Source organism: Mesorhizobium sp. LNHC232B00 (genome assembly GCF_000502435.1).
Taxonomy (GTDB): domain Bacteria; phylum Pseudomonadota; class Alphaproteobacteria; order Rhizobiales; family Rhizobiaceae; genus Mesorhizobium; species Mesorhizobium opportunistum.
Genome location: NZ_AYWP01000013.1, coordinates 85165 through 108773, shown reverse-complemented (window position 1 = coordinate 108773; position 23609 = coordinate 85165). Strand labels below are relative to the sequence as shown.

The 23609-nt window shown below is 62.9% G+C and carries 20 protein-coding genes; 8 read left to right on the top strand and 12 right to left on the bottom strand.

Annotation, left to right across the window (positions count from 1 at the left end):
* Window positions 1–108: 108 nt before the first annotated feature.
* The gene (gene rsmD / locus X743_RS151605; RefSeq protein ID WP_023766503.1) at window positions 109–663 is read right to left on the bottom strand and encodes a 16S rRNA (guanine(966)-N(2))-methyltransferase RsmD; all 555 of its coding nucleotides are present in this window, start codon (window positions 661–663) and stop codon (window positions 109–111) included.
* A 13-nt stretch (window positions 664–676) separates the two neighbouring features.
* Window positions 677–2710, bottom strand: a complete 2034-nt coding sequence (locus X743_RS151610) for a pseudouridine synthase (RefSeq protein ID WP_023766502.1) — start codon at window positions 2708–2710, stop codon at window positions 677–679.
* A 242-nt stretch (window positions 2711–2952) separates the two neighbouring features.
* Here X743_RS151610 and X743_RS151615 point away from each other — a divergent pair, with 242 nt between their 5' ends.
* Entirely contained in the window at window positions 2953–3402 is a 450-nt protein-coding gene (locus X743_RS151615; protein WP_023766501.1) for a nucleoside deaminase, read from the top strand.
* Window positions 3403–3442: 40 nt separating this feature from the next.
* Here X743_RS151615 and X743_RS151620 read toward each other — a convergent pair whose 3' ends face one another.
* The 3 genes from X743_RS151620 to X743_RS151630 all read right to left on the bottom strand — a co-directional run bounded on the left by X743_RS151620 (window position 3443) and on the right by X743_RS151630 (window position 8405).
* Window positions 3443–4120, bottom strand: coding sequence for a hypothetical protein (locus X743_RS151620; protein WP_023766500.1), 678 nt, complete (start codon window positions 4118–4120; stop codon window positions 3443–3445).
* 257 nt (window positions 4121–4377) lie between these two features.
* Window positions 4378–7347, bottom strand: coding sequence for an isoleucine--tRNA ligase (ileS, locus tag X743_RS151625; RefSeq protein WP_023766499.1), 2970 nt, complete (start codon window positions 7345–7347; stop codon window positions 4378–4380).
* 287 nt (window positions 7348–7634) lie between these two features.
* Window positions 7635–8405, bottom strand: a complete 771-nt coding sequence (locus tag X743_RS151630; protein ID WP_245264240.1) for a MipA/OmpV family protein — start codon at window positions 8403–8405, stop codon at window positions 7635–7637.
* 230 nt (window positions 8406–8635) lie between these two features.
* Between X743_RS151630 and X743_RS151635 the strand changes: the two genes are divergently transcribed.
* Window positions 8636–9190, top strand: a complete 555-nt coding sequence (locus X743_RS151635; RefSeq protein WP_023766497.1) for an HdeD family acid-resistance protein — start codon at window positions 8636–8638, stop codon at window positions 9188–9190.
* 80 nt (window positions 9191–9270) lie between these two features.
* Here X743_RS151635 and X743_RS151640 read toward each other — a convergent pair whose 3' ends face one another.
* From X743_RS151640 to X743_RS151650, 3 genes are all read right to left on the bottom strand, one after another.
* The gene (locus tag X743_RS151640; RefSeq protein WP_051508555.1) at window positions 9271–9597 is read right to left on the bottom strand and encodes a hypothetical protein; all 327 of its coding nucleotides are present in this window, start codon (window positions 9595–9597) and stop codon (window positions 9271–9273) included.
* Window positions 9598–9683: 86 nt separating this feature from the next.
* Window positions 9684–10664, bottom strand: a complete 981-nt coding sequence (locus tag X743_RS151645; protein ID WP_023766495.1) for a bifunctional riboflavin kinase/FAD synthetase — start codon at window positions 10662–10664, stop codon at window positions 9684–9686.
* Window positions 10665–10670: 6 nt separating this feature from the next.
* On the bottom strand, window positions 10671–11531 hold the full coding sequence (locus tag X743_RS151650; RefSeq protein ID WP_023766494.1) for a TIGR01459 family HAD-type hydrolase: 861 nt from the start codon (window positions 11529–11531) through the stop codon (window positions 10671–10673).
* Window positions 11532–11828: 297 nt separating this feature from the next.
* Between X743_RS151650 and X743_RS151655 the strand changes: the two genes are divergently transcribed.
* From X743_RS151655 to X743_RS151665, 3 genes are all read left to right on the top strand, one after another.
* Entirely contained in the window at window positions 11829–13793 is a 1965-nt protein-coding gene (locus X743_RS151655; protein WP_023766493.1) for a TadE/TadG family type IV pilus assembly protein, read from the top strand.
* A gap of 201 nt (window positions 13794–13994) precedes the next feature.
* Entirely contained in the window at window positions 13995–15980 is a 1986-nt protein-coding gene (locus X743_RS151660; RefSeq protein ID WP_023766492.1) for a TadE/TadG family type IV pilus assembly protein, read from the top strand.
* Between the two features lie 129 nt (window positions 15981–16109).
* The gene (locus X743_RS151665; protein WP_023766491.1) at window positions 16110–16742 is read left to right on the top strand and encodes a LysE family translocator; all 633 of its coding nucleotides are present in this window, start codon (window positions 16110–16112) and stop codon (window positions 16740–16742) included.
* Window positions 16743–16861: 119 nt separating this feature from the next.
* On the opposite strand, the gene X743_RS151670 is transcribed toward X743_RS151665, so the two are convergent.
* Window positions 16862–17671 carry a dienelactone hydrolase family protein gene (locus X743_RS151670; protein WP_245264239.1) on the bottom strand — a complete coding sequence of 270 codons (810 nt, stop codon included), beginning with the start codon at window positions 17669–17671 and terminating at the stop codon, window positions 16862–16864.
* 70 nt (window positions 17672–17741) lie between these two features.
* The gene (locus X743_RS151675) at window positions 17742–18566 is read right to left on the bottom strand and encodes a DUF2189 domain-containing protein (RefSeq protein ID WP_023766489.1); all 825 of its coding nucleotides are present in this window, start codon (window positions 18564–18566) and stop codon (window positions 17742–17744) included.
* A 198-nt stretch (window positions 18567–18764) separates the two neighbouring features.
* On the opposite strand from X743_RS151675, the gene X743_RS151680 reads away from it, so the two are divergent.
* The 3 genes from X743_RS151680 to X743_RS151690 all read left to right on the top strand — a co-directional run bounded on the left by X743_RS151680 (window position 18765) and on the right by X743_RS151690 (window position 20649).
* The gene (locus X743_RS151680) at window positions 18765–19358 is read left to right on the top strand and encodes a TetR/AcrR family transcriptional regulator (protein ID WP_023766488.1); all 594 of its coding nucleotides are present in this window, start codon (window positions 18765–18767) and stop codon (window positions 19356–19358) included.
* Between the two features lie 76 nt (window positions 19359–19434).
* Complete coding sequence (locus X743_RS151685; protein ID WP_023766487.1) at window positions 19435–20010, top strand: DUF308 domain-containing protein; 576 nt, start codon at window positions 19435–19437, stop codon at window positions 20008–20010.
* A 126-nt stretch (window positions 20011–20136) separates the two neighbouring features.
* Complete coding sequence (locus X743_RS151690) at window positions 20137–20649, top strand: CAP domain-containing protein (protein ID WP_023766486.1); 513 nt, start codon at window positions 20137–20139, stop codon at window positions 20647–20649.
* A 263-nt stretch (window positions 20650–20912) separates the two neighbouring features.
* Here the strand turns inward: X743_RS151690 and X743_RS151695 are convergent, their stop codons facing one another.
* Together X743_RS151695 and X743_RS151700 are read right to left on the bottom strand one after the other, a co-directional pair.
* Entirely contained in the window at window positions 20913–21350 is a 438-nt protein-coding gene (locus X743_RS151695; protein WP_023766485.1) for a hypothetical protein, read from the bottom strand.
* Between the two features lie 573 nt (window positions 21351–21923).
* Entirely contained in the window at window positions 21924–23459 is a 1536-nt protein-coding gene (locus tag X743_RS151700; RefSeq protein WP_023766484.1) for a DHA2 family efflux MFS transporter permease subunit, read from the bottom strand.
* Window positions 23460–23609 lie beyond the last annotated feature (150 nt).

The window sequence follows — 23609 nt, the reverse complement described above, 5'->3', positions numbered from 1 at the left end:
TTCCTGGAATTGCTTGGACAGGACGATAGGCAAGGTGCTGGCGACAAGCAAAGCGAATTGTTGTTGCCGGCAAAGGCGGCGGCAAAGAGGCCGCTGAACACAAGCGTGTCAGCCAGCCTCGATGAAGCGGATGATGGTCTCGCCGTAATTGCGCTCGTCGAGCACGGAAAAGCCGGCGCCTGGCTCGAAGGGAACCGCCGCCGTTTCCTCGACCACGCAGAGTGCGCCGGGCCGCAGCCAGCCGCCGGCCTTGGCCGACTGCAGGGCGCGCTCGCCAAGGCCCTTGCCATAGGGCGGATCGGCGAAGACGAGGCCGAACGGGGTCAGCGTGCCGGCTTCGCCAAGGGTGGTTGCGTCGCGGCGGAAGATCTTGGTGCGGCCGGTGAGCCCGAAGGCCTCGACATTGTCGCGGATCAGGCCACGGCCTTCGGCCGATTCCTCGATGAACACGCCATAGGATGCCCCTCGCGACAGCGCTTCCAGGCCAAGCGCGCCGGTGCCGGCAAACAGGTCGAGCACGCGCGCGCCGTCCAGTTGCCCGCCAAAGCGATGCGCCAGCACATTGAAGACGGCCTCACGGGTGCGGTCAGTCGTCGGACGGATGGCGCTGCTGCGAGGCGTCGCCAGGGGACGCCCGCGAAACTCACCGCCAACGATTCTCATTTAAGTCCGGGTCTCATTTAGTCCTGGGCCCCTTCGGGCCGCCGCGCGGCCGCTCACCGCCACCAGCACCGCCAGGACGCTCGCCACGCGGCTTGCCGAATGGTTTTGCGCCGCCCGGTTTGCCATAGGACGGCTTGAACGACGCCTTGCGCGCCTTGGCTTCGGCCGCCTTGGCAGCGTCGGCTTCCGCCCTGCCCTTGCCGATCGGCCGGGCACCCGGCGCCATCCAGACATTGGCCTTGCGCTGGCCGGGCGGCTCGATCGGCCGCTGCTCGCGTTCCGGCTTCTTGCCGCCAAAACCGCCACGCGGCTTGTCACCGAAGCCACCGCGCGGCTTGTCACCAAAATTGGCACGCGGCTTGTCGCCAAAGCCGCCGCGTTCTGGCTTCGGACCGCGTTCGCCAAAACTCTTTTCCGGCCGCGCGCTTCGTTCGGGACTGGTCGAGAGCTTGCCCAGCGCCTCGTCGCGGCTGCCTTCGCGGCGCTTGCGGTTCTTGATCAGACCGCCCTCGCCGATCGGCCGGTGGTCGCCCTCGCGCATAACCTTCGGCCGCTCGGCTTCTTCCTGACGCGGTTCGGTGCGCCGCACCGGCTTGTTGGAGAACGGCTTTGAAATCTCGGCGTCGAAATTGGCGCCGGATTCCTCGACGAGGCGCTCGCCAAGCTGGTCGCGCAGCACGCGGCCCTTGACCTCCAGCACATGGCCTTCGGGAAGATCCTCGAGCTGGAAAGGCCCGTAGGAGATGCGGATCAGCCGCGTCACGTCGAGGCCGAGCGCGCCGAGGATGTTCTTGACCTCGCGGTTCTTGCCTTCGCGAAGACCGATCGTCAGCCAGGCATTGGAGCCCTGCTCGCGGTCGAGGCTGGCTTCGATCGCACCATAAAAGACGCCGTCGACGGCGATGCCCTCGCGAAGCCCGGCAAGCGCGCTTTCCTCGACCTTGCCGTGGACGCGCACGCGGTAGCGGCGCAGCCAGCCGGTGGCCGGCAGTTCGAGCACGCGCGACAGGCCGCCATCATTGGTCAGCAGCAGCAGACCCTCGGTGTTGATGTCGAGCCGGCCGATGGTCATCAGCCGCGGCAGTTCGGCCGGTAGCACGTCGAAGACGGTCTTACGGCCTTCCGGATCACGGTTGGTGGTGACGACGCCGGCCGGCTTGTGGAACAGGAACAGGCGCGTGCGCTCGATCGGCGGGATTTCCATGCCGTCGAGATGGATGATGTCACCGGGCATCACATTGAAGGCCGGCGAGGCCAGCACCCGGCCATTGACCTTGACGCGGCCGGCGGCGATCAGGTCCTCGGCATCGCGACGCGAGGCAAGACCGGCGCGCGCCAGGCGCTTTGCGATCCGTTCACCGGCTTCTTCTTCTGCCTCGGCGGGACGCGGGCGGGGCTTGAAGCCGCCGGACGCACCCTGCGGACGATCGCCGAAGTCGCGCTTGGGACGATCGTTGAAATCGCGCTTGGGACGGTCGCCGAAATCGCGCTTGGGACGGTCGAAGCGCCCTTCGCCACCTTCCGCCGAAGCAGCCGCCGGACGGTCGCCGCGTGGTGCGTAAGGCTTGCGCGGTCCTTCGCGCTTCTCATAGGGCTTGCGCTCGCCTTCGGCCGCCATTGGGCGGTCACCGCGCGGCGCGTAGGGCTTGCGCGGGCCTTCGCGCTTCTCGTAGGGCTTGCGCTCGCCTTCGGCCGCCATCGGGCGGTCGCCACGCGGCGCATAGGGCTTGCGCGGGCCTTCGCGCTTCTCGTAGGGCTTACGCTCGCCTTCGGCGGCCATCGGACGATCGCCGCGCGGCGCGTAAGGCTTGCGCGGACCTTCGCGCTTCTCATAGGGCTTGCCTTCGGGGCGCGGCCCCTTGCTGAACGCCTTGTCGCCGCTCTTGAAGTTGCGCTTCGGCCGCTCGCCTTCGGCGGCCATCGGACGCTCACCGCGCGGCGCGTAGGGTTTCTTGGCGCCGAAGGACGGCTTGCCACCGCCACGCGAGGCCGCGGGTTTCTTGCCCGGGCCTTTTTGGCGCGGAGATTTCTTGTCGTTGTCGTCCATGTGGCCTTTGTCCGTTTGCGCTGCTACAGCGTGGCGCATCCTTTCGGGCGCGCAACGAACGCTGTAGCACTTTTGATTTGGCGCATGATCATTTCCGAAAATCGAGTCCGATTTTCGAGGTTATGCGCTCAATAACAGGATCATCAGAGTTTGTCAGGGAAAAGTGGAGACCGGTTTTTCCGGAAAGACAAACGAAAACCAAAAGCCTGGAGCGGCGAGGAGATAATGGGAATGGAAACCGCGTGAAGCGGCCCGATTTCATGGCCCTGGCGCTGAAAGAGGCCGAAGCGGCCGCCTTGCGCGGCGAAGTGCCGGTCGGCGCCGTGATCGCCAGCGGCGGCACTGTCGTCGCCAGTGCCGGCAACCGCACCCGCGAGCTTGCCGACCCGACGGCGCATGCCGAGATGCTGGCGATCCGCGAGGCCTGCGGCAAACTGGCGACAGAGCGGCTCACCGGCCACGATCTCTATGTGACGCTGGAACCCTGCGCCATGTGCGCCGGCGCCATTTCCTTCGCCAGGCTGCGCCGTCTCTATTTCGGCGCCGCCGACGAAAAGGGCGGCGCGGTGGTCAACGGCGTGCGCTTCTTCGCCTCGCCGACCTGCCACCATGCGCCCGACATCTATGCGGGGATGGCCGAGACCGAAGCGGGCCTGCTGCTCAAGGGATTTTTCAGGGAACGTCGCGACTGAACCGGGCGCCGTGCCCGTCCACAATCGACGCAGCCGGCTGTTACAGGGACGGCAGCCAGTCGAACCAGCCGCCCTTCTTGCCTTCCGCCTCTTTCTTCAGGCGGCGTTCCTTCTTGTATTCGTCCTCGCCAAGTTCATTCTGCGGTGCTGCGCCCGACGCGACACGGTAGGCCAGTGGCGGCTCGCTCAGATATTTGCGGGTGTTGGGATCGCCCTGCTTGCCTTCGGCAAGGCGGCGCTGGATCTCGGCGGCGCGGCCCTTGTCGGAATCCGCGGGTTTCCAAGCCGGCGGGTGGCTGGAGCCTGAGTCGGCCATCGCCTTCTTGATCGCCTCGGGATCGGTCTGCACGTCGTCAACGATCTCCGACTGATAATTCGGATCATCCTGGTGGGCCGTGGCGTCGGCGCGCAGGCGGGCGCGGCGCTGCTCGGGCGATTCAGGCCATTCGGCGCTCGCCGTCTGGATGCTGTTCTGCGGCGCCGGCAGCGCTTCCTTCTGGCCAGGTGCCGGCTTCACCAGCGTCGGGCGCGGCTTGTAGTCGATCGGATCCCTGCGCTTCGGCGCGAAGGAAACGGCGCCGGTGAGATCGCCGGCCAGTTGTTCGGCGGCAGTCTTGTCGGTTCCATAGGTCGGAGACCCCATGCAGCCGGACAAAGCGAGGCCCGATGCGACAAGCGGCGCCAGAAGCGCAAGGCGCGCGTTATAACTCTCGGTCATGCCAAAAAGTCCCACTCTAGACAGCCTCTCGATTGCCACCGGCCTTGTGTCCGGTCCCCATCGTCCAAGCACTTGCGACGGAAATCCGGCGACAATTTGTCTTCCGGAGTTTCGCGTGTTTACCTCAACCACTCATTAAGGGCAACGCGCGGGCGGATCAGCACCGCCCGGCGTGATATTTGTGCACCGATATGCAGGGCATCCTGGCCGCGCATGCCGTGATCCCCAAACCGCCATGCACGTTTGGGCAACATGCATCAGAGCCGGCCGAGGGCCTTCAGTTCACGCAGCACGGCAGCATCGCGCGCCGAGACATCGGGAAATTCCGCGTCCTGCCCGACATCGGCCGTGTAGCGCCAGGAGCGCGCGCATTTGACCAGGCCGCGATCCTCGGCCTTCTCGACCACCACGGCGACGCCCTTGACGTCGTCCAGCGTGAAGGCGCTTTGCGGCGCCTGGCCATGAGCAATGACGAGATCGCTGGTGATCGCCATCTCGGCCATGTCGACGTCCGATATCGCCGCCTCGAGCGCCGCGTCGTTGATCGTGACCACCGGCACCGCCTCCAGCGAGGAGCCGATCACCTTCTGGGCACGCGCGATCTCGAGCGCGCCGGTGACGACGCGGCGCACCTGCCTGACCTTGCGCCATTTTTCCGCCAGGGCCTCGTTCTTCCAGTCCGCCGGGATTTCCGGGAACTGGTCGAGATGCACCGAGACCGCATCGGGATGACGGTCGAGCCAGGCCTCCTCCATTGTGAAGGGCAGCATCGGCGCCAGCCATTTCACCAGGCAGTCGAAGAGATGACGCACGACCTGCACGGAGGCCTTGCGCTTCGCGCTCGATGGCGCGTCGCAATAGAGCGCGTCCTTGCGGATGTCGAAATAGAAGGCCGACAGCTCGACCACCATGAAATCGATGAGCGCGCGGGTGATGCGCTTGAACTCGAACGCGTCGTAGCCCTGGCGCACCACCTCGTGGAGTTCGGACAACCGGTGCAGCATCAGCCGCTCCAGCTCCGGCATCGCTTCCAGCGGCACATCCTCGCCATCGTCATGGGCGAGCGTGCCCAGCATCCAGCGGACCGTATTGCGCAGCTTGCGGTAGGCGTCGATGTTGGTCTGCAGCACGTTCTTGCCGAGCCGCTGGTCTTCCCAATAATCCGTCGTCACCACCCAGAGCCGCAGGATATCGGCGCCGGACTGCTTGATCACGTCCTGCGGGATGACGGTGTTGCCGAGCGACTTCGACATCTTGCGCCCGTCCTCGTCCATGGTGAAGCCATGGGTGACGACCGTGTCGTAGGGTGCCCTGCCCCTGGTGCCGCAGCTTTCGAGCAACGAGGAATGGAACCAGCCGCGATGCTGGTCGGAGCCTTCGAGATAGACATCGGCCGGCCATTTCAGGTCGGGACGGTCCTCGAGCGTGAAGACATGCGTCGAACCCGAATCGAACCAGACGTCGAGGATGTCCATCACCTGCCGCCACCGGGAGGCGTCGTGATTGCCGAGGAAGCGTTCCTTGGCGCCAGCGGCGAACCAGGCGTCGGCGCCTTCCGTCTCGAAGGCGTCCATGATGCGCCGGTTGACGGCCTCGTCCTTGAGCACATTGCCGTCCTCGTCGGCGAAAACGGCGATCGGCACGCCCCAGGCACGCTGACGCGACAGCACCCAGTCGGGCCGTTCCTCGATCATGGCGCGGATGCGGTTCTGGCCTGCCGCCGGCACGAAACGGGTGTCGTCGATCGCCTTCAGCGCGCGGCTGCGTAGCGTCGTGCCGTCGCCAAGGTCCTTGTCCATGTAGATGAACCACTGCGGCGTGTTGCGGAAGATGATCGGCTTCTTCGACCTCCAGGAATGCGGATAGGAGTGCTTCAGACGACCGCGCGCGAACAGCGCGTTGCGCTTGATCAGCTCATCGATGACCGCCTGGTTGGCGTTCCCCTTCTTGCCGTTGTCGTCGATGACGCGCGCCGGCCCGCCCTCGCGATCCGGACCGAAGCCCGGCGCGTCCCTGGTGAAGAAGCCGCCATCGTCGACCGTGAACGGGATCGCGGTGTCGACACCGCGCACGCGCAGGTCGGCAGCGGAATCCATCCAGGCGTCGAAATCCTCGCGGCCGTGGCCGGGCGCGGTGTGGACGAAACCGGTGCCCGCATCGTCGGTGACATGGTCGCCGGCGAGCATCGGAACGGCAAATTCGTAGCCGCCGCCAAAACCCTTGAACGGATGCGAAAGCGTAAGGCTTCCAAGCTGTTCGGCCGAAACGCTATGAAGGCGATTCAAGGTGACCTTGGCCTTGGTCGCGCAATCTTCCGCCAGAGCATCGGCAAAGATCAGCTTCTCGCCCGGTTGCGGCCCGAAGGCATTCTCTGCCGCCGTAACCTCGTAAAGACCATAGCCGATACGCGGCGAATAGCTGACGGCGCGGTTGCCGGGGATGGTCCAGGGCGTCGTCGTCCAGATGACGACATGAGCTTCCAGCAGGTCCAGCGACGTCTCGGTCAGCTTCGCCGGCTCTTCGGCATTGGCGACCTCCCGGGCAAGGCTGACGACCGGGAATTTCACCCAGATCGTGTCGCTCTCATAGTCCTGGTACTCGATCTCGGCCTCAGCCAGGGCGGTGCGTTCGACGACGCTCCACATCACCGGCTTCGAGCCGCGATAGAGCTGGCCCGACATGGCGAACTTCAACAATTCGCCGGCGATGCGCGCCTCGGCATGGAAAGCCATCGTCGTATAGGGGTTCTTGAAGTCGCCGATGACGCCGAGGCGCTGGAACTCGCCGCCCTGCACGGAGATCCAGTGCGCGGCGAATTCACGGCATTCCTTGCGGAACTCGTTGACCGGCACCTCGTCCTTGTTCTTGCCCTTGGCGCGGTACTGCTCCTCGATCTTCCATTCGATCGGCAGGCCGTGGCAATCCCAGCCGGGCACGTAGTTGGAATCATAGCCGCGCATCTGGAACGAACGGGTGATGACGTCCTTGAGGATCTTGTTCAGCGCATGGCCGATGTGGATGTTGCCGTTGGCGTAGGGCGGGCCGTCATGCAGCACGTATTTCGTGCGGCCGGCGGCTTCCTCGCGCAGCTTGCGGTAGAGGTCCATGTCCTGCCAGCGCTTGACCAGCACCGGCTCTTTCTCGGGCAAGCCGGCGCGCATCGGGAAATCCGTTTGCGGCAGGTAGAGCGTCTTGGAATAGTCGATCGTTTCAACAGTGTCGGTCATTGATCTGCCATCTGCATAGCCCGTCGGCACAAAAGCCGGGGCGTTGAAGTCTTTGGTTGACGCATACCGTTTCCCAAAACCGGACCCACTTTTGGGTGATATGCATTGATGTTCTGGAAAAAGCGCGAGGGCGCGCGCGAAACTCCCGGCGGTTCCGGCGGCGCTCAGGCCGCCCGGAACACCGGGCCTGTAATTCGTATCGCGATCGCGAATAGGCGCAAAAAGCTGCTCATGGCTGGGCTTTTAGCCGATGCCGCGGCAGGAATAAAGCGTCTCGTTCGATTCGCCTACATCGAAAAGTCGAAGCGATAGGTGGTCGACACGCCGACCATGAACTGGTTGCGGTCGCCACGTTCCCTCACCAGGCTGGAATCGGCGGCCGGACCCTCAAGGCGCGAATATTCGCCGAACAGGCTGGCGGTCATCGGATCGGTCACATTCCAGGTCACCGCGCCGCCGAGGCCGACAGACTTCAGGCCGCCGCCGGGATTGTACTGGCTCAGGCCCGATGCCACGGCCTCCTGCGCATTGACGCCATAATAGGCGTCGAAGTAGTTGGCCGAGGCAAAAGAGACGCGCGGTCCACCCGAAATCCTGACGGTCGGCGTCACGTCATAGAAACCATCGACGGCGATATCGGCGACAAAGCCGTTGTGGGCCCGGATGCCATGCCGCAATTCGGCGCGCGCGCGCATCCAGTCCGTCGGATAGAATTCGAAGAAGCCGCCGACTTCGCCGCCCCAGCGAACAGGATCGAGACCCTCGAGTTCGTCGGCATTGCTGTCGTCGCGCGAGAACAGGAACTTGCCGGTCAGGCCGGCGCGAACGCTGCCATCGTCGACAAGCGCCAATGAGATGTTGTCGTTGCGGGAGGTGAAACGGGCCGCGGGGCCGGCCTTGCCCAGCGAAATGATCGGCGAGGCACTGAGCAGGTACTGCCTGCCGCCCTCGAAATTGGGCGCCACCATGCCGGTGGCGCCGACCGTCAGGTACCAGTCGCCGGACAGCCAGCCGAAAGCCCCCTCGCCGGCCTCGGCCGCGCCTGAGGTAGCCAGCATGACGGTTGCCAAGGCTGCAGAAATCTTCCCGACCGGACTCATGGCCACTCCACTAACACAATACAACTGTCCTTCGGCGACAGCATTGAAGGGGCTTTGGTAAAATTTGATTTAAGGACGAGACATCCGGCTCTGGTTGCCTGCACCATCCAGCCCGCCATCGGCTGGACGCGGATCGGTGCCAGGGATAACTTCGTTGCATGCTGGCGGCCCTCAATGGAGGTGGCGACATGACCTTGCACGGCGATACACTGAAGAACGCGATCGGCCAGACGCGAGACAAGTGGGGATGGTTCGTCGGTCTGGGCGTGCTGCTGCTGATCCTCGGCGGCATTGCCTTCGGCAATCTGTTCATCGCCACTGTGGCTTCCGTCTATGTCGTCGGCTGGCTGATGCTGGTGGCCGGCATCATCGAGATCATGCATGCGTTCGGCGTCAAGACCTGGGGCCGCTTCTTCTACTGGCTGCTCAGCGGACTGCTTTACGCGGTTGCCGGATTTTTCGCCTTCGACAATCCATTGCTCGCCTCGGCGGTGCTGACCTTCCTGCTGGCCGTTGCGCTCGTCGCTTCCGGCGCGCTCAGGGCCTGGGTCGGCTACAATCACCGCCCGGAACGCGGCTGGGGCTGGATCGTCGCGGCAGGCGTCATCAGCGTGCTCGCCGGCCTGATCATCGCCATGGGCTGGCCGGTCAACAGCCTGTGGGTGCTCGGACTGTTCCTGGCGATCGACCTGATTTTTCAGGGCTGGACCTTCATCGCGGTCGGGCTTGCCTTGAAGAAGTAGGGCCTTGAAGAAGTAGGGCCTTGAAGAAGTAGGGCCTTGAAGAAGTAGGGCCTTGAAGAGGTAGGGCGTTGAAGAAATGATCAGGCGAGGTTGAGCAGCGTCACCGAGATCAGTGCGAATGCAATTCCGATATATTGCAGCGACGATACCTCTTCCTTGAAGACGACAGCACCGACCAACACGGCGCCGGCGACCACGATGGTGTTGACCAGAGCCCCGGTCACGGCAAGATCCAGTCGCGTGTTGATGAAGGCAAAGGCCCAGTAGGAGAGCGGCGACAGCAGCATCACATAGGCCAGGCTGCGGCCGCTGCCGGTCTTACCCCAATGCGCGCTCAGCCCATCGCAAAGTATGAACAGGCCTGCGCAGACGATCACCACGCCCCAGACGAACATGTCGATTTTCATCAACGAGTGTTGGGCGCGCTGCCAACCGACTTCGATGAATTGTTTCACAGTCGTTGGCGTTTTCCCGCGATTTCAGCCAGGGACCGTCAGAAGGCGATCGCGCTGTCCAGCTCCGAAAGCGGTTTGACGCCGGCCAGCAGCGCTCTCGCCTCGGCTTCATCGCGCTTCATCTGCACGACCAGCGCATCGAGCCCGTCGAACTTTATCTCGCTGCGCAGGAAGCCGAAGAAGGACACCTGGCAAATCTCGCCATAAAGGTCGCCTGAGAAATCGAAGACGAAGGTTTCCAGAAGCGGCGCGCCATTGTCGTCGACGGTCGGACGGCGGCCGAAACTGGCGACGCCATCGTGCAGCGTGCCGTCGGCGCGCCGAAAGCGGACGGCATAGATCCCTTGCTTGAGGGCGGCTTCCGCGGGAAGCCGCATGTTCGCTGTCGGAAAACCGAGCGTTCGCCCGAGCTGCTGGCCACCGACGACCTCGCTTTCCACCGTGAAGCGGTAGCCGAGCAGGCCGGCGGCCTCGGCCACCTCGCCATCGCAGAGCAAAGCGCGGATGCGGCTCGACGAGACCACCTCGGCGCCCTCGTCCCGGAAAGCATCGACAAGCGTGACGCCGAAGCCATGGCGCTCGCCGGCCGCCATGAGATAGGCCGGACCGCCCTGGCGGTCCTTGCCGAAATGGAAATCGAAACCGGTCACGGCATGCGTGATGCCGAGCGTCCTTTCCAGCACGTCGGTGACGAACGCTTCCGCCGACAGCGAGGCGAAGTCGCGCGTGAACGGCTGCTCGACCAATGCGGCAAAGCCCAGCAAGGACAGGAGCCGCGCCTTCATCGGCGGCGGCGTCAGAACGAACAACGGGATGTCGGGCCTGAAGATCGTTCGCGGGTGCGGCTCGAAGGTCAGCACCAGGGCCGGCACGCCGCGCCGCACGGCCTCGGCCAACGCCCGTTCGAGCACCGCCTGATGGCCACGGTGGACGCCGTCGAAATTGCCGATCGCGACAACGCCGCCCCTCAGGTCGGCGGGCAGCGGCATGGTCGCCGAGAGGTGCTGAAAGGCTTCCATTGCCACCTACCGCAGTCTGGCTATGACGGCCACCGGGCGATAGCCGTGCCGTTCCAGGAAGAGGCCGAGCCTTGCCGGATCCGGCTGCAAGGCATCGCCATAGTCGCGGGCGTGAATGCCGCCGGAGACATAGAGAACGTCGAAACCATTGTCGGCCGCGCCCTTCACATCGGTCATCATGCCGTCGCCGATGGCCAATACCTGCGAACGCTCGAGCGGTCGGCCAAGAGCCTCGGCCGCTTCCTTCATCGCGACCTCGTAGATCGGCGCGTAGGGTTTGCCGGCGATCAGCGTGCGGCCGCCGAGCTGCGCATAGTCGCGGGCCAAGGCGCCGGCGCACCAGATGATCCGTTCGCCACGCTCCACCATGATATCTGGGTTGGCGCAGATGAACGGCAGGTTCCTGGCACGCAACCGGCGCAGCAGTTCGGCATAGTCCTCGGGCTTTTCGACCTCGTCGTCGAACAGCCCGGTGCAAACGACGCCGGTGGCCTCGAATTCCTCGACGAGTTCGACATCGAGGTCGTCATAGAGGTTCAGATCGCGGTCGGCGCCGATGTGGAAGACTTTGCGCGGCCCTTCCGCGATCAGGTCACGGGTCACGTCGCCGGAGGTCACCACACGGTCATAGGCTGACGGCGGAACGCCGATCGCGCTCATCTGAGCCACGACATCGGCGCTGCGGCGGGGCGAATTGGTGATGAGGACAACGGGAATACCAGCCGCCCTTGCCGCCGCCAACGCGGCCGCGGCTGCCGGAAAATGCCATTCGCCGTTGTGCACCACGCCCCAGACATCGCAAAGAATTGCCGAATAGGCTTTCGACACGTCTTCGAGCGAGCCGACGATTTCAGGCGAATCCGCCATGTCGTTCCCTTCAATATGATCCGTTGCGAGCGCCGCGGCCGACGGTTCGCCGCGACCGGTCCGAATTATCCGAACCGGCCCATGCTGTCACCAGCTTTCGCCCGGGTGTCGCATGGAGATCGCGCAAAGGGTGGCAGTCCGCCGATAGGTGCCCATCCGGCGATAGAAACCGCGGCCGATATTTGGTTAACGAGCTTTGAAAGCGCGGCTCGACCTTGGATATATTCCCGCAACGTGAAATTTAACGATTTATGACACAGTCACCACCAATTTGATTTGGCGGGGGTGGTTGAAGGCATGATCCGGAAATTCGCAAACGACCGGCGCGGTAATTATGCGCTGATGACCGTCCTTGCCATGGTGCCGCTCATGGGTGCCCTGGCGATCGGCATCGACTATACGGAAATGACGCGCGAGCGCCAAAACGCCTTGAACGCACTGGATGCCGCGGGCATCGCCACCGCCCAGCAGATCGTTGCCGGCGCCACCGATGCCGACGCGAAAGCCTATGCCAAGAATTTCTTCGAGGCCAATCTCGCGCATATCGATCCGGCCAACACCACGCTATCCGTGACGCTGCCCAACAACAACGCCGGCGGCGGAACACTGAAGCTATGCGGCACGCTGACCTACAAGCCCTACTTCCTGCCGACGGCGAAGATATTGGTGGGCGGCAGCAGCGGCGACCCCACCACCATGGCCTTCAACACATGCTCGGAAGTGCGCCTGAAGAACACGCTGGAAGTGTCGCTGGTGCTCGACAATTCCGGCTCGATGACGGAACTCGGCAAAGGTTCCAACAAGGTGCGGTTCGACCTGCTCAAGGACGCCGCCAAGCAGCTGGTCGACCAATTGGCCGGCCAGGCCCAGTTGATGAAGCAGGTCAGCAAGCCGGTCCAATTCAGCCTCGTCCCCTTCGCCGCCTCGGTGAATGTCGGTTCGGGCAATGCCTCGGCGGCATGGATGGACACCACCGGCATCTCGCCAATCCATCATGAGAATTTCAATTGGGCGGGCATGAACTCTACCTCCTATCCAACCAAATACGCGCAATACATCGCCGGCGTCTGGTACGCCAAGGGCACTGGCTGGGATGTGACCCAGAAAGACCTGCCGCTGACCCGGTTCTCGATCTACAACCAGATGAAGCGCGTGGCGACGGCCACCTATGTCAGTCAGTTCAAGTGCACGGCCACCTATTCCAACGGCTCGTGCAAGACGTGGCAGAGCGGTTACAACTACACCTATGCAGGCGTTGCCGCATGGGGCGGCTGCGTGGAATCCCGTCCGTATCCCGACAACATCCTGGACACGGCACCTTCAAGCTCGACACCGGCAACCCTGTTCGTGCCGATGTTCGCACCTGATGAAACCGATCTGACCGACAGCAACTACCCGCCTCGCCCCGCCAACAACAATTGGATGGCCGACGGGACACCTGCCGCAAGCACGAGCGCGCAACGTCAGAGCTTTATGCCCAAATACTTTGCCGATCCGGGCACCACGGTGACGCCGGGCTACGGCATGAACGCCGGACCCAATACGAGCTGCACCACGACGGCGATCACGCCGCTCACCGATGTTTCCGTTGCAGCGGGGGCAACCGCGGTAAAGGCGGCGATCGACGCCATGGCGGCCAGCGGTGCGACCAATGTGCCCGAAGGAATGGCCTGGGGTTGGAGGACGCTCTCCAGCACCGCTCCCTTTACCGAGGGCCGGGCCGAGACGGAAAGAGGCAACGACAAGGTGCTGATCGTCCTGACCGATGGAGCGAACACCTATTACACACCAACATCGGTGACGGCCCAGACCTACTCCGGGACCAACTGGAACTATGGCGGCAACGACATGGCCGGCAGCAAGGCCATCTATTCGGCCCTTGGCTACATCGTGCCGTTCAGCAACGTCACTTACAGCTATGGGCGCATGTTCCTGGGGACCAGCAGCAACGTCACCAAGACCGACTACTCCAACGCCAACTACACCAAGGCGATGAATGAGCATTTCACCACGCTCTGCAACAACGCCAAGGCCGCCAACATCATGGTCATGACCATCGCGCTCGACCTGGATGCGACCAATACCGCGGAAAAAACGCAGATGGATGCGCTGAAGGCCTGCTCTTCGGATTCGCGCTTCAGCAAGGACCCGACGGACCCCAGCAAGCCGATGAAACTGTTCTGGAATTCGACCGGGGCAACGCTGTCCAACGATTTCAAGGCGATCGGCAACGAGCTCTCCAATCTGCGCATCGTCAGCTGACCGGCAGGTCTCCCCTATGAACGCCCTGCCCCGGCAGGGCGTTTTGCTTTTGGAGGGTATCCGGGACCCGCAGGCTCTGGATTGGTTAGCGGTTGGTGAAGTGCCAACCAAGCAATAGAGCGGTTTCCCAAACCCGTCCTTCAGCGTTTTGTGAAAAGCTGGCGCCAATCGAGAATCCGCCGGCGGGGGCCGCTGCAAGACATGCATGAAATCTGGCGTCAGTTCCGCCGCGACAGGCGCGGCAACTATGCTCTCATGACAGCCGTGGCGATGATACCGCTGATGGGCGGCCTTGCGCTCGCGATCGACTTCACGGAAATGAACCGCGAAAAGCAGATGGTGACGAACGCGCTCGACGCCGCCAATTTCGCCACGGCGCGCCGGCTGACGGAAGGCGCGACCGACGATCAGTTGAGAGCCTATGCGCTCGATTTCTTCAACGCCAACCTGAACGATCTCAATCCCGCCAACGCGACGCTCAATGTCACCTTGCCCAGCAACACCGCCGGCGGCGGCTTGCTCAAGATGACCGCCCGGCTGAACTACAAGCCCTATTTCTATCCTGCCTTCGCCCAGCTGGTGGGCAAATCCGCAACCGATGCGAACCAGAGCATCAGCTTCGACGTCACCTCTCAGGTGCGGCTGAAGAACACTCTGGAAGTTGCCCTGGTGCTCGACAACTCCGGGTCGATGACAACGCTCGGCACGGGCTCGGGCCAAAAACGCATCGACCTCCTCAAGACTGCGTCCAAGCAGCTGGTCGACACGCTTGCCCAGCAGGCGGTCATGATCAAGCAGGTCGACAAGCCGGTGCAATTCGGTCTCGTGCCATTCGCCGCCTCGGTGAATGTCGGCCCTGGCAACGGCAACGCATCGTGGATGGACACCGAAGGCCTGTCTCCTCTGTCGAACGAGAATTTCGACTGGTCGACGCTGAACGCCGCCGACAAATACGCCCAGAAGACCAACGGCATCTGGTACAAGCGCGGCACCGGCTGGGGCAGCGAGGAAGGCCAGATGCTGACCCGGTTTTCGCTCTACCGCGACATGCAGGTGGTCACCAACCACGAGCGTGTCGTCAACAGCAAGCGCGTAGTGTGCGACGAATACTATTCGAACAACACCTGCAAACGCAGCCACAACGAGTACGACTACGTCGATACCTATGGCCCGTTCGCCAGCTGGCAGGGCTGCGTCGAAGCCCGGCCCTACCCCTATAATGTCAACGACGCCCCGCCGTCCGGCGGCTCGGCCAACACCGGCATAGGCGTCGGCGATCCGGCAACGATGTTCGTGCCGATGTTCGCGCCGGACGAACCCGGCAATCACTGGAAGCTCACCCAGGATCCCGACGAGGCCGCCCCGGTGACCTACGGCGCGGTGAACAGCTGGTGGAATGACGATCCTTCAAGCACCAGCGGCCAATCGCGGTTGCGCAACATGGCCAAGTATTTCCAGCCGCGGCCGATCAATGCACCGGCATTGCCCACCGGCAACGGCCCGAACTACAGCTGCACCACCAACGCGATCACGCCTTTGACCGATGTCAGCGTCACCGATGGAGCCACCGCGATCAAGGCCGCGATCGACCTGATGCAGCCGAATGGCGGCACCAATGTTCCCGAGGGCATGGCGTGGGGCTGGCGGGTGGTTTCGAGCGGAGAGCCGTTCACGCAAGGGCGCCTGGAGACGGAAAAGGGCAACGACAAGGTGGTGATCGTTTTGACCGACGGCGCCAACACCTACTATACGCCGTCCTCGCTGAGTTATTCAGATCCCGCCGACTCGAAATCGACCTATGCGTCCTACGGCTATCTCAACCCCGGTTACAACGGCACCTCGGTCGGGCGGATGTTCATGGGCACATCGACCGCCATCGGTCAGTTCGACTATTCGAACGGAAACTACACGAACGCTCTCAACGAGCAGATGGCAACGCTTTGCAACAACGCCAAGGCGGCCAACATCATGGTGATGACGGTGGCGCTCGACCTGTCGACGACCAAGGCCAGCGACAAGCTGGCGATCGATGCGCTGAAATCCTGCTCGTCGGAGTCGCGCTTCCGAAAGGACCCCACCGATCCGAGCAAGCCGGCGAAGCTGTTCTGGAACGCGACCGGGGCCAGCCTGTCGAACGATTTCAAGGAAATCGGCAACGAACTGTCGAACCTGCGGGTGGTCGGCTAAGGCTTCCCTGGCGCAACGCGTGGCGCCGCCAAGCCCTTGCGGGCGCCTGCCGTGACGGGCACATATTGCGCGCTCGCGAGATCGCCCGCATCCATCGCGACACGCTGCGACGAGCCTTGGGGACGAACAATGCCCGACACCGCCAATCATATCGCTTTCGCGCTGGTCTGCCTCGGCATGGTGCTGACGCCAGGCCCGAACATGATCTACCTGATCTCGCGCTCGCTGTCGCAAGGGCCGAAGGCCGGACTGATCTCGCTTGGCGGGGTTGCGGTCGGCTTCCTGTTCTATGTGCTGTCGGCTGCGTTCGGCATCACCGCGCTGCTGCTCGCCGTACCTTTCGCCTATGATGCGCTGCGCTTTGCCGGCGTGCTCTATCTCTTGTGGCTGGCCTGGCAGGCGGTCAAGCCTGGCGGACACTCGCCGTTCCAGGTGCGCGACCTGCCGAAGGACAGGCCGCGCAAGCTGTTCGCCATGGGGCTGATGACCAATCTCCTCAACCCCAAGGTGGCCGTGCTCTATCTGTCGCTGCTGCCGCAATTCATCAGTCCCGGCAAGGGCCATGTGCTGTCGCAGCTTCTGGTGCTCGGCGCGACGCAGATATCGATCAGCCTCAGCGTCAATGCCATCATCGCCGTGACGGCCGGCTCGATTGCCGCCTTCCTTGCCGGCCGGCCATTGTGGCTGGTCATCCAGCGTTGGATGATGGGTACGGTGCTGACGGCGCTGGCCCTGAAGATGGCGACCGACGCGCAGCGCTAGAGCAGTTCACCTAACGGATAGGGTTAACTGCTCTAACTCTTTGTTTTGACGCAATTTCCAAGGGAAAGCACTACGCGCATTTCCCGGGAAAACCGTTTCACGTTTTTCCTGGAATTGCTCTAGCCGCCGAACGCTTCTTTCAGAAAGACGCGTACGTCGGTTATCGATTGCTCGGCGGCAGCCGCATTGTACTCCACTCGGTGACCATAGTCCTCGCTGCCGGTCTTCAATCCTGGCGAGGCAAATGCGTGACGGGCGCCCTTGAAGACGTCGAGCTGCACCGCGCTTCCCTTGCCGCTGCGATGGGCCATCATGTCCTGGCATTTTTTGGCGGGTGTCCAGTCGTCGAGTTCGCCGATCAGGATCAAGGTCGGGACCGCCATGTCGCCATTCGTTGCCGAACAATTCGGATAGTAGGCAATCGCCACCTTGAACTTGCGCTCCATAAGATGCTCGGCGCCGCCGGATTGCACGGCCTCGAGCGTTGTGGTTCCGCCAGCGGAGGATCCCGCCAACGCTATGCGCCGCGGATCGACAAAACTGTATTTCGACAGGAACTCCAGGGCGCCGTAGGCGTCATAGACGCGATCGGCAAGCGGCTTGCCATCACACGTCTCGTCAATGCCGCGCGTGCTGAAGCTGTCGACAAAGAGGGCGACGTAACCCCAGGAAGACAGCCGCGCTGACCAGGTTTTCTCTACGTCCGGGGATAGACCCGTGCATCCGTGAAGAACCACGACAGCCGGGAACGGCCCCTCGCCCGGCGGCCGCGTCAGATAGCCGTTCAATGGCGTGCCGGGAACAGCTTTGAGCGCTTGCCCGTTTTGTTGCGCATTGCGCTGCCGAAATGGCGTCGGTGCGACCGCCGCGCTTTCAAATCGCACCGCCTCGTCGGCGTTTGCGGGCGCGCAAGCGAGGTGGCCGGCCATGCCAAGGCAGATCGGCCGGAAAAGCTTCCCAAGCGGTCCCGGCCGTTGCACGCGATTGGCGCCGGCTTGCCTACATCGGCCGCCTTGTCTGCTGCGTCCGCTCCGGCTCTATCACCTTGCGGTAGAGGTGCCAGGTGGCATGGCCAAGGATCGGCATGACCACGGCCAGGCCGGCAAAGAGCGGGATCGAGCCGATCACCAGAAGCACGGCGACCATCAGGCCCCACAGCGCCATTTGCAGCGGATTTGCCATGACCGCGCGCGCCGAGGTCTCGATTGCCGAAACGGCGCCGACATCGCGGTCGAGCAACAGCGGGAAGGCGATCACCGTGGTGGCCAGCACGACCACTGCGAAGACAAAGCCGGCGGCATTGCCGGCGAGGATCAACGTCCAACCCCTGCTGGTCGTCAGCACGTCGCGCAGGAAGGCGCCGACGGAAGCCGGCGGCTGGTCGCCGAACTGGCTGGTGTAGATCGACTGCGCCGTGAACAGCCACAGCAGGAACAGCGCGAACAGCATGATGCCGATGACCGCAATCGATGGCAGTGCCGAGGAGTGGCGGACATCGAGGGCATGCCGCCAGTTGGTGTTCATGCCGAGTTCGCGCCGGCGGCTGATCTCGTAAAGGCCGATGGCGGCGAATGGGCCGACCAATGCAAAGCCCGACATCAAGGGATAGATGAGCTGGATGGCATTGGAGCCCGACGACCATTGGGTGAGGATCAGGCCGACGATCGGGTAGATCAGGCACAGGAACACATAGTGGGACGGCTTTGCCCAGAAATCCTCGGCGCCGAGCCGCAACGCGTCCCAGAGATCAGACGTGGTGATGTGGCGCACCGTGGGTTGCACATGCATTCCACGCGCGTCCGCCATGACATGAAAGCTGGCCATAACCTTCCCTCCGTTAATCGGGGGCGGTCACCGCCGTGAGGCCGCCCGCAGCTGCCAGTAGTAGATGTGGCAGCATAGCCGATTTGCCAGGGCTTGTCGCCAAATCGATTGTCTTGGATACGCCATCACAAGATTGTGCTCTCCGTCACCCAGGCTAGTCCACTTGACGACCATCCTACCAGAAGGTAGGTAAGAGCCATGAGCAATCTGTCTACGACCTCCGACGAGATCCTGGCTTGCGCGCGTTCGCTGATCGTCGCTGGCGGCTACAACGGTTTCAGTTATGCCGACATCGCCGACGTCGTCGGGATTCGCAAGGCGAGCATCCATCACCATTTCCCAAGCAAGGTCGACCTGGTCCGCACGCTGGTTGCGCGGTATCGGGAAGAAGCCGAAGCGGGGATGGCTAATCTCGAACTGCAGGTCTCCGACCCGCTCGAACAGCTTCGGCTCTATGTTGGGTACTGGGAAGCCTGTATCGTGGACGCCAGCGCTCCGTTCTGCGTCTGCGCGCTGCTGGCGGGCCAACTCCCGGTCCTGCCCGAGGAAGTTGGCCTGGAGGTCCGCGCCCATTTCCGCTCCCTCTCAGCGTGGCTGACATCCGTGCTGGAGCGCGGGGCGCGGCATGGCCAGCTGCACCTGATGACCGCCCCTCGCGCAGAGGCCGAAGCGTTCATGGCGACGGTTCACGGCGCGATGCTTTCGGCGCGGGCTTATGGCGATCCGAAGATATTCGGCGCCGTGACGGGCCCGCTCCTGGAGCGGCTCGCTTCGCTCCAGATACGGTCCTAGGTCTCAAACGTCACAACGCAAATTGCTCCGCGACGCTCGTCGCAAATCCCTACCTACTAGTCGAAAGGACAATCCGATGACGGTTCACAGTGGCGATCTTCCCAGGGCCAGCGAGGAACAATGGCTCAAACTCTACTACTTCGCCCGGACGGCATTCTCGGCGGCCTGGGTGGCGGCTGCCTTCACGGTGGGACAGCATTCCTTGGCGGTCGCCGCGGTTCTACTCGTGGCTTATCCCGCATGGGATGCGCTGGCCAATTTTGTCGACGCATCGCGCAGCGGAGGATTGGGACGCAATCGCACGCAGGCCATCAACGTCCTGGCCAGCCTGGCGACAGCGCTCGCGGTGGTTCTCGCGCTGACGATGAGCATGAATTGGGTGCTCGGCGTGTTCGGCGTATGGGCGATCCTGTCCGGCCTGCTTCAGCTCGGCACCGCCGTCCGCCGTTGGAAGCGTTTTGGCGCGCAGTGGGCGATGATCCTGAGCGGCGGGCAATCAGCGCTGGCGGGCAGCTTTTTCATCATCCAGGCGCGGATGCCGATGCCGCCCTCCATCACCAACGTGGCCGGCTATGCCGCGGTAGGCGCCTTCTACTTCCTGGTTTCGGCGGTGTGGCTGAGCGTGAGCCAATCGCGGCGGAAGGCTGCATAAGCCGCCGTCCCAGGCCGCCTCGTTGTCCTTAAGGACTGGCAGGAAACCGATTGGCGCAAAGGGCGGCGGCGCAAAAATTTCGCCGCTTGCCCGTCAAAAGCCACGATCGCGACTATTCAGGCAGGAATGATCACTGCTGCTCGTTCCCATTCCGCCGTCGAACCGCGCCTAAGCAGGCGTGCCCTTCTGATCGGTCTCGCGGCCCTGGCCGGCCTTGCCGCCTGCGGCACCGTTTCGCTGCCGACCGGGCAAGGCGCCGGAGTCTCGTCCTCCGCGACCGGCACGCTGGCAAGCCTGCGCGCCACCGCGGGGCTCGGGCCGCTCGTCCCCGATGCTCAGTTGGAGCAGTCAGCGCTGCAGCAGGCAGGCTATATGGCGTCGCGTGAGCGCATGAGCCACACCACGGGCTGGGGCAAGGATTTCGCCTCGCGCATGAAGGACAACGGAGTACGGGGGGCCGCGGCCGAGAACATCGCCGAAGGCCGCTTCGACCAGCAAAAACTGTTCGACATCTGGATGCATTCGCAGGGCCACCGGCGTAACATACTCGATCCGGATTTCAGCCGCTTCGGGCTCGCCTATGTCCGCGACGGGCGTGACCCTAACCTGCGCTATTGGGCGCTGGTTCTGGGCAGGTAGAGCTTCCCGGCTATCCTACTTTCCTTACGTCGTGTTAGCGCGCTCCATGCCGGAACGACATCACTGGCATCCAGGATGGCGCGGCGCGGTAGAAGCTGTCAGCTTCCTCATCGATCTCTATCCCGCTTAATCCCGACTGCGTTAGGTTCCAGCAGCCGCTTCCTCATCTTGCACACCCATAACGCCTGCCGTGTGGCAGCTTGCCACCGCCACACGGACGGCTCGGCGACAAAGTCGCCACCGTGGCGAATGCGTCGCAGACCTTAAGCTGGGATCAAGAGTGCAATTCGATGGATGCCAACCACGTTGCTGATGTTGGTGGCTTTATCCGACTTTCCCTTGCCGCAGCTGTAGAGGCCGCCGTCTTTGACGGTATAGGCCGGAATACCTTTCTTCTCGATTTTGAACTCACCGGCAATGATGTGGCAGATCATGTCCATGTCCATCATAGGCTGGTCGTCCGGATCGGAAGCTCCGGGTTGATAGATCACATCGATTATCTTGATGCTCTTGTAAGCACTGATCTGTGACTCCTGCTCCCCGACTTCCACCATCCGTCGTCCGTGTCCCATGTCCATACCATCAGTGGCGCTATAGCTGGGAGCTGCCGCCTCCGCCGGCGCTGCTAATGAAAATACGGGGGTCGCGGCGGTCGCAGCGAGACCAAATTTAAGGGCTGATCTGCGATTAAGGTGTTCCATGTACGGTCCTCCCTTTGAGCAGTCGTGCGATAATTCGCGCGGGAGACTCGGCGCTCAAGTTCGAAAACTGTCAACTGTTGTCTCCGAAGCTGAGCAACCGTCAGCTCCAGGTTGACTGGATTGCCGGCTCGGCGGCGAGCCAAATGTCGATCGTTAACAACATATGGAACATGGGATCCACCGCATCGCTGCGAAGAACGGCCTCAAGTCCGTGGCCCTTTGTACCGAGAGCCCTCTATCCACAGTGCGAGCGCGATTGTTGCCGAACGGCCCTTAACTTCAAAATTGCGGCCTCGATAGCTTCCTGCCGTAATCCATACCGTTTTTGAGCGTTATCGAATGGATCGAGTGAACCGCGCCCCAAGTATCTGGCAGCTTCGATCCATAGCGCAAGCGCGGCCTTTGGGGAGCGCCCCTTCACCTCGTACTCGCGACCTCGATTGACTCCGACTGGGACCCATACAGTCTTTGAACGTTGCGTGATGACAATACGGCCTGCATTGTCGCAATCGATGATCTCGTTACTTTTGCCCTGTGTCATCGCAACCCCTCAGGTTTCGACATCAAGGCTCGCTAATCCATATGCGCGGCAGGCGCGCCGCCGGCGGCCGGACTGGCCTTCGGCTTGCGCAGCAGGACGACGAACGGGATGGCCAGCAGCGTCATCATCATCAGTATTTTGAAGTCGTCGACGTAGGAGATCATCATGGCCTGGATGTTGACCATGCGATCGACCTCCGACAGCGCCATCGGATCGCCGCCCGCGGCCGCCGGCGAAACCGCCCAGAGATTGGGGTTGAACGGGTTGATGAAGGCCGAAAGCTCGGTGTGATTGACCTGCGTGTTGCGCACCATCAAGACCGTCACCACCGACACGCCGATGGACGAACCGAGGTTGCGCACCAGGCTGAACAAAGCGGTGGCATCGGTGCGGAAGCGCACGTCGAGCGTGGCGAAGGCTACCGTCGACAACGGCACGAACACCATCCCCATGCCCAGGCCCTGGATGACGCCGGAGCTGAGGATCAGCCAGTTGTCCATCTGGGGCGTGAAGGAGGACATGGTGTAGAGCGACTGCGCGGTCAACAGAAAGCCGATGACGACCAGGATCCTGGCGTCGATCCTGTTCATCAGCCGCCCTACGACGAGCATCGAAATCATCGTGCCGACACCGCGCGGCCCCAGGACGATGCCGATGGTGACGGTCGGATAGCCGAAGATGGTCGACAGCATCGGCGGCAGCAACGACATCGAGGCGAGAATCAGCACGCCCATCACGAAGATGAAGGCGAGCCCGGTCACGAAATTGCGGTCGAGGAAGATCTTGGGATCGATGAAAGGACGTTCCGCCGTCACCGTGTGAATGATGAACACCCAGAAGCCGGTGATCGAAAGAGCAAGCTCGATCCAGATTTCGACCGACGAAAACCAGTCGACCTCGCCGCCGCGATCGAGCAGCAGCTGCAGCGCACCGACGCCCAGCGACAACATGGCGAAGCCGAAGAAATCGAAGCTGCGCACCCGCCGGGCAACTGCCGGCAGATAGGCCGCCATGCCGAGGAAGGCGATGATGCCGACCGGCAAATTGATGAAGAACACCCAGCGCCAGTTGAAATTCTCGGTCAGCCAGCCACCCAGCGTCGGGCCCAGGATCGGCCCCAGCATGATGCCGGCGCCCCAGATGGCCATTGCCTGGCCGTGGCGTTCCCTGGGGTTGATGTCGAGCAGGAAGGTCTGCGACAGCGGCACGATGGCCGCGCCGAACACGCCCTGCATCAGACGGAAGAACACTATGCTCTCCAGGCTCCAGGCGATACCGCACAGCATCGAGAACACGGTGAAGCCGACAACCGCCCCCAGGAACAGTTCCTTGCGGCCGAAGCGGTCGGCGAGCCAGCCGGTCACCGGCGTCATGATGGCGGCGGCAACGATGTAGGAGGTCAGCACCCAGTTGATATTGTCGGGCGAGGCACCGAGATCGCCGGTCATGGTCGGCAGCGCGACGTTGGCGATCGTGGTGTCGAGCGCCTGCATGATCGTCGCCAGCATCAGCGCGACCGTGATCAGGCCGCGATGCGGCACTTCCTTGAAAGGTTCGGGCGTGCTCATGGCGTTGAACTTCCAGCCGGTAACAAAAACGTGTACAATGGGTTTCCGGGCGGCAATGCCTTCCGTTGAGAGATCCTCATCGCGGTGGGACGCGATTTGTCGATGTGGGGGTTACATCGACCGAAGTCTCTGATGAGCGGATGTCTGCCG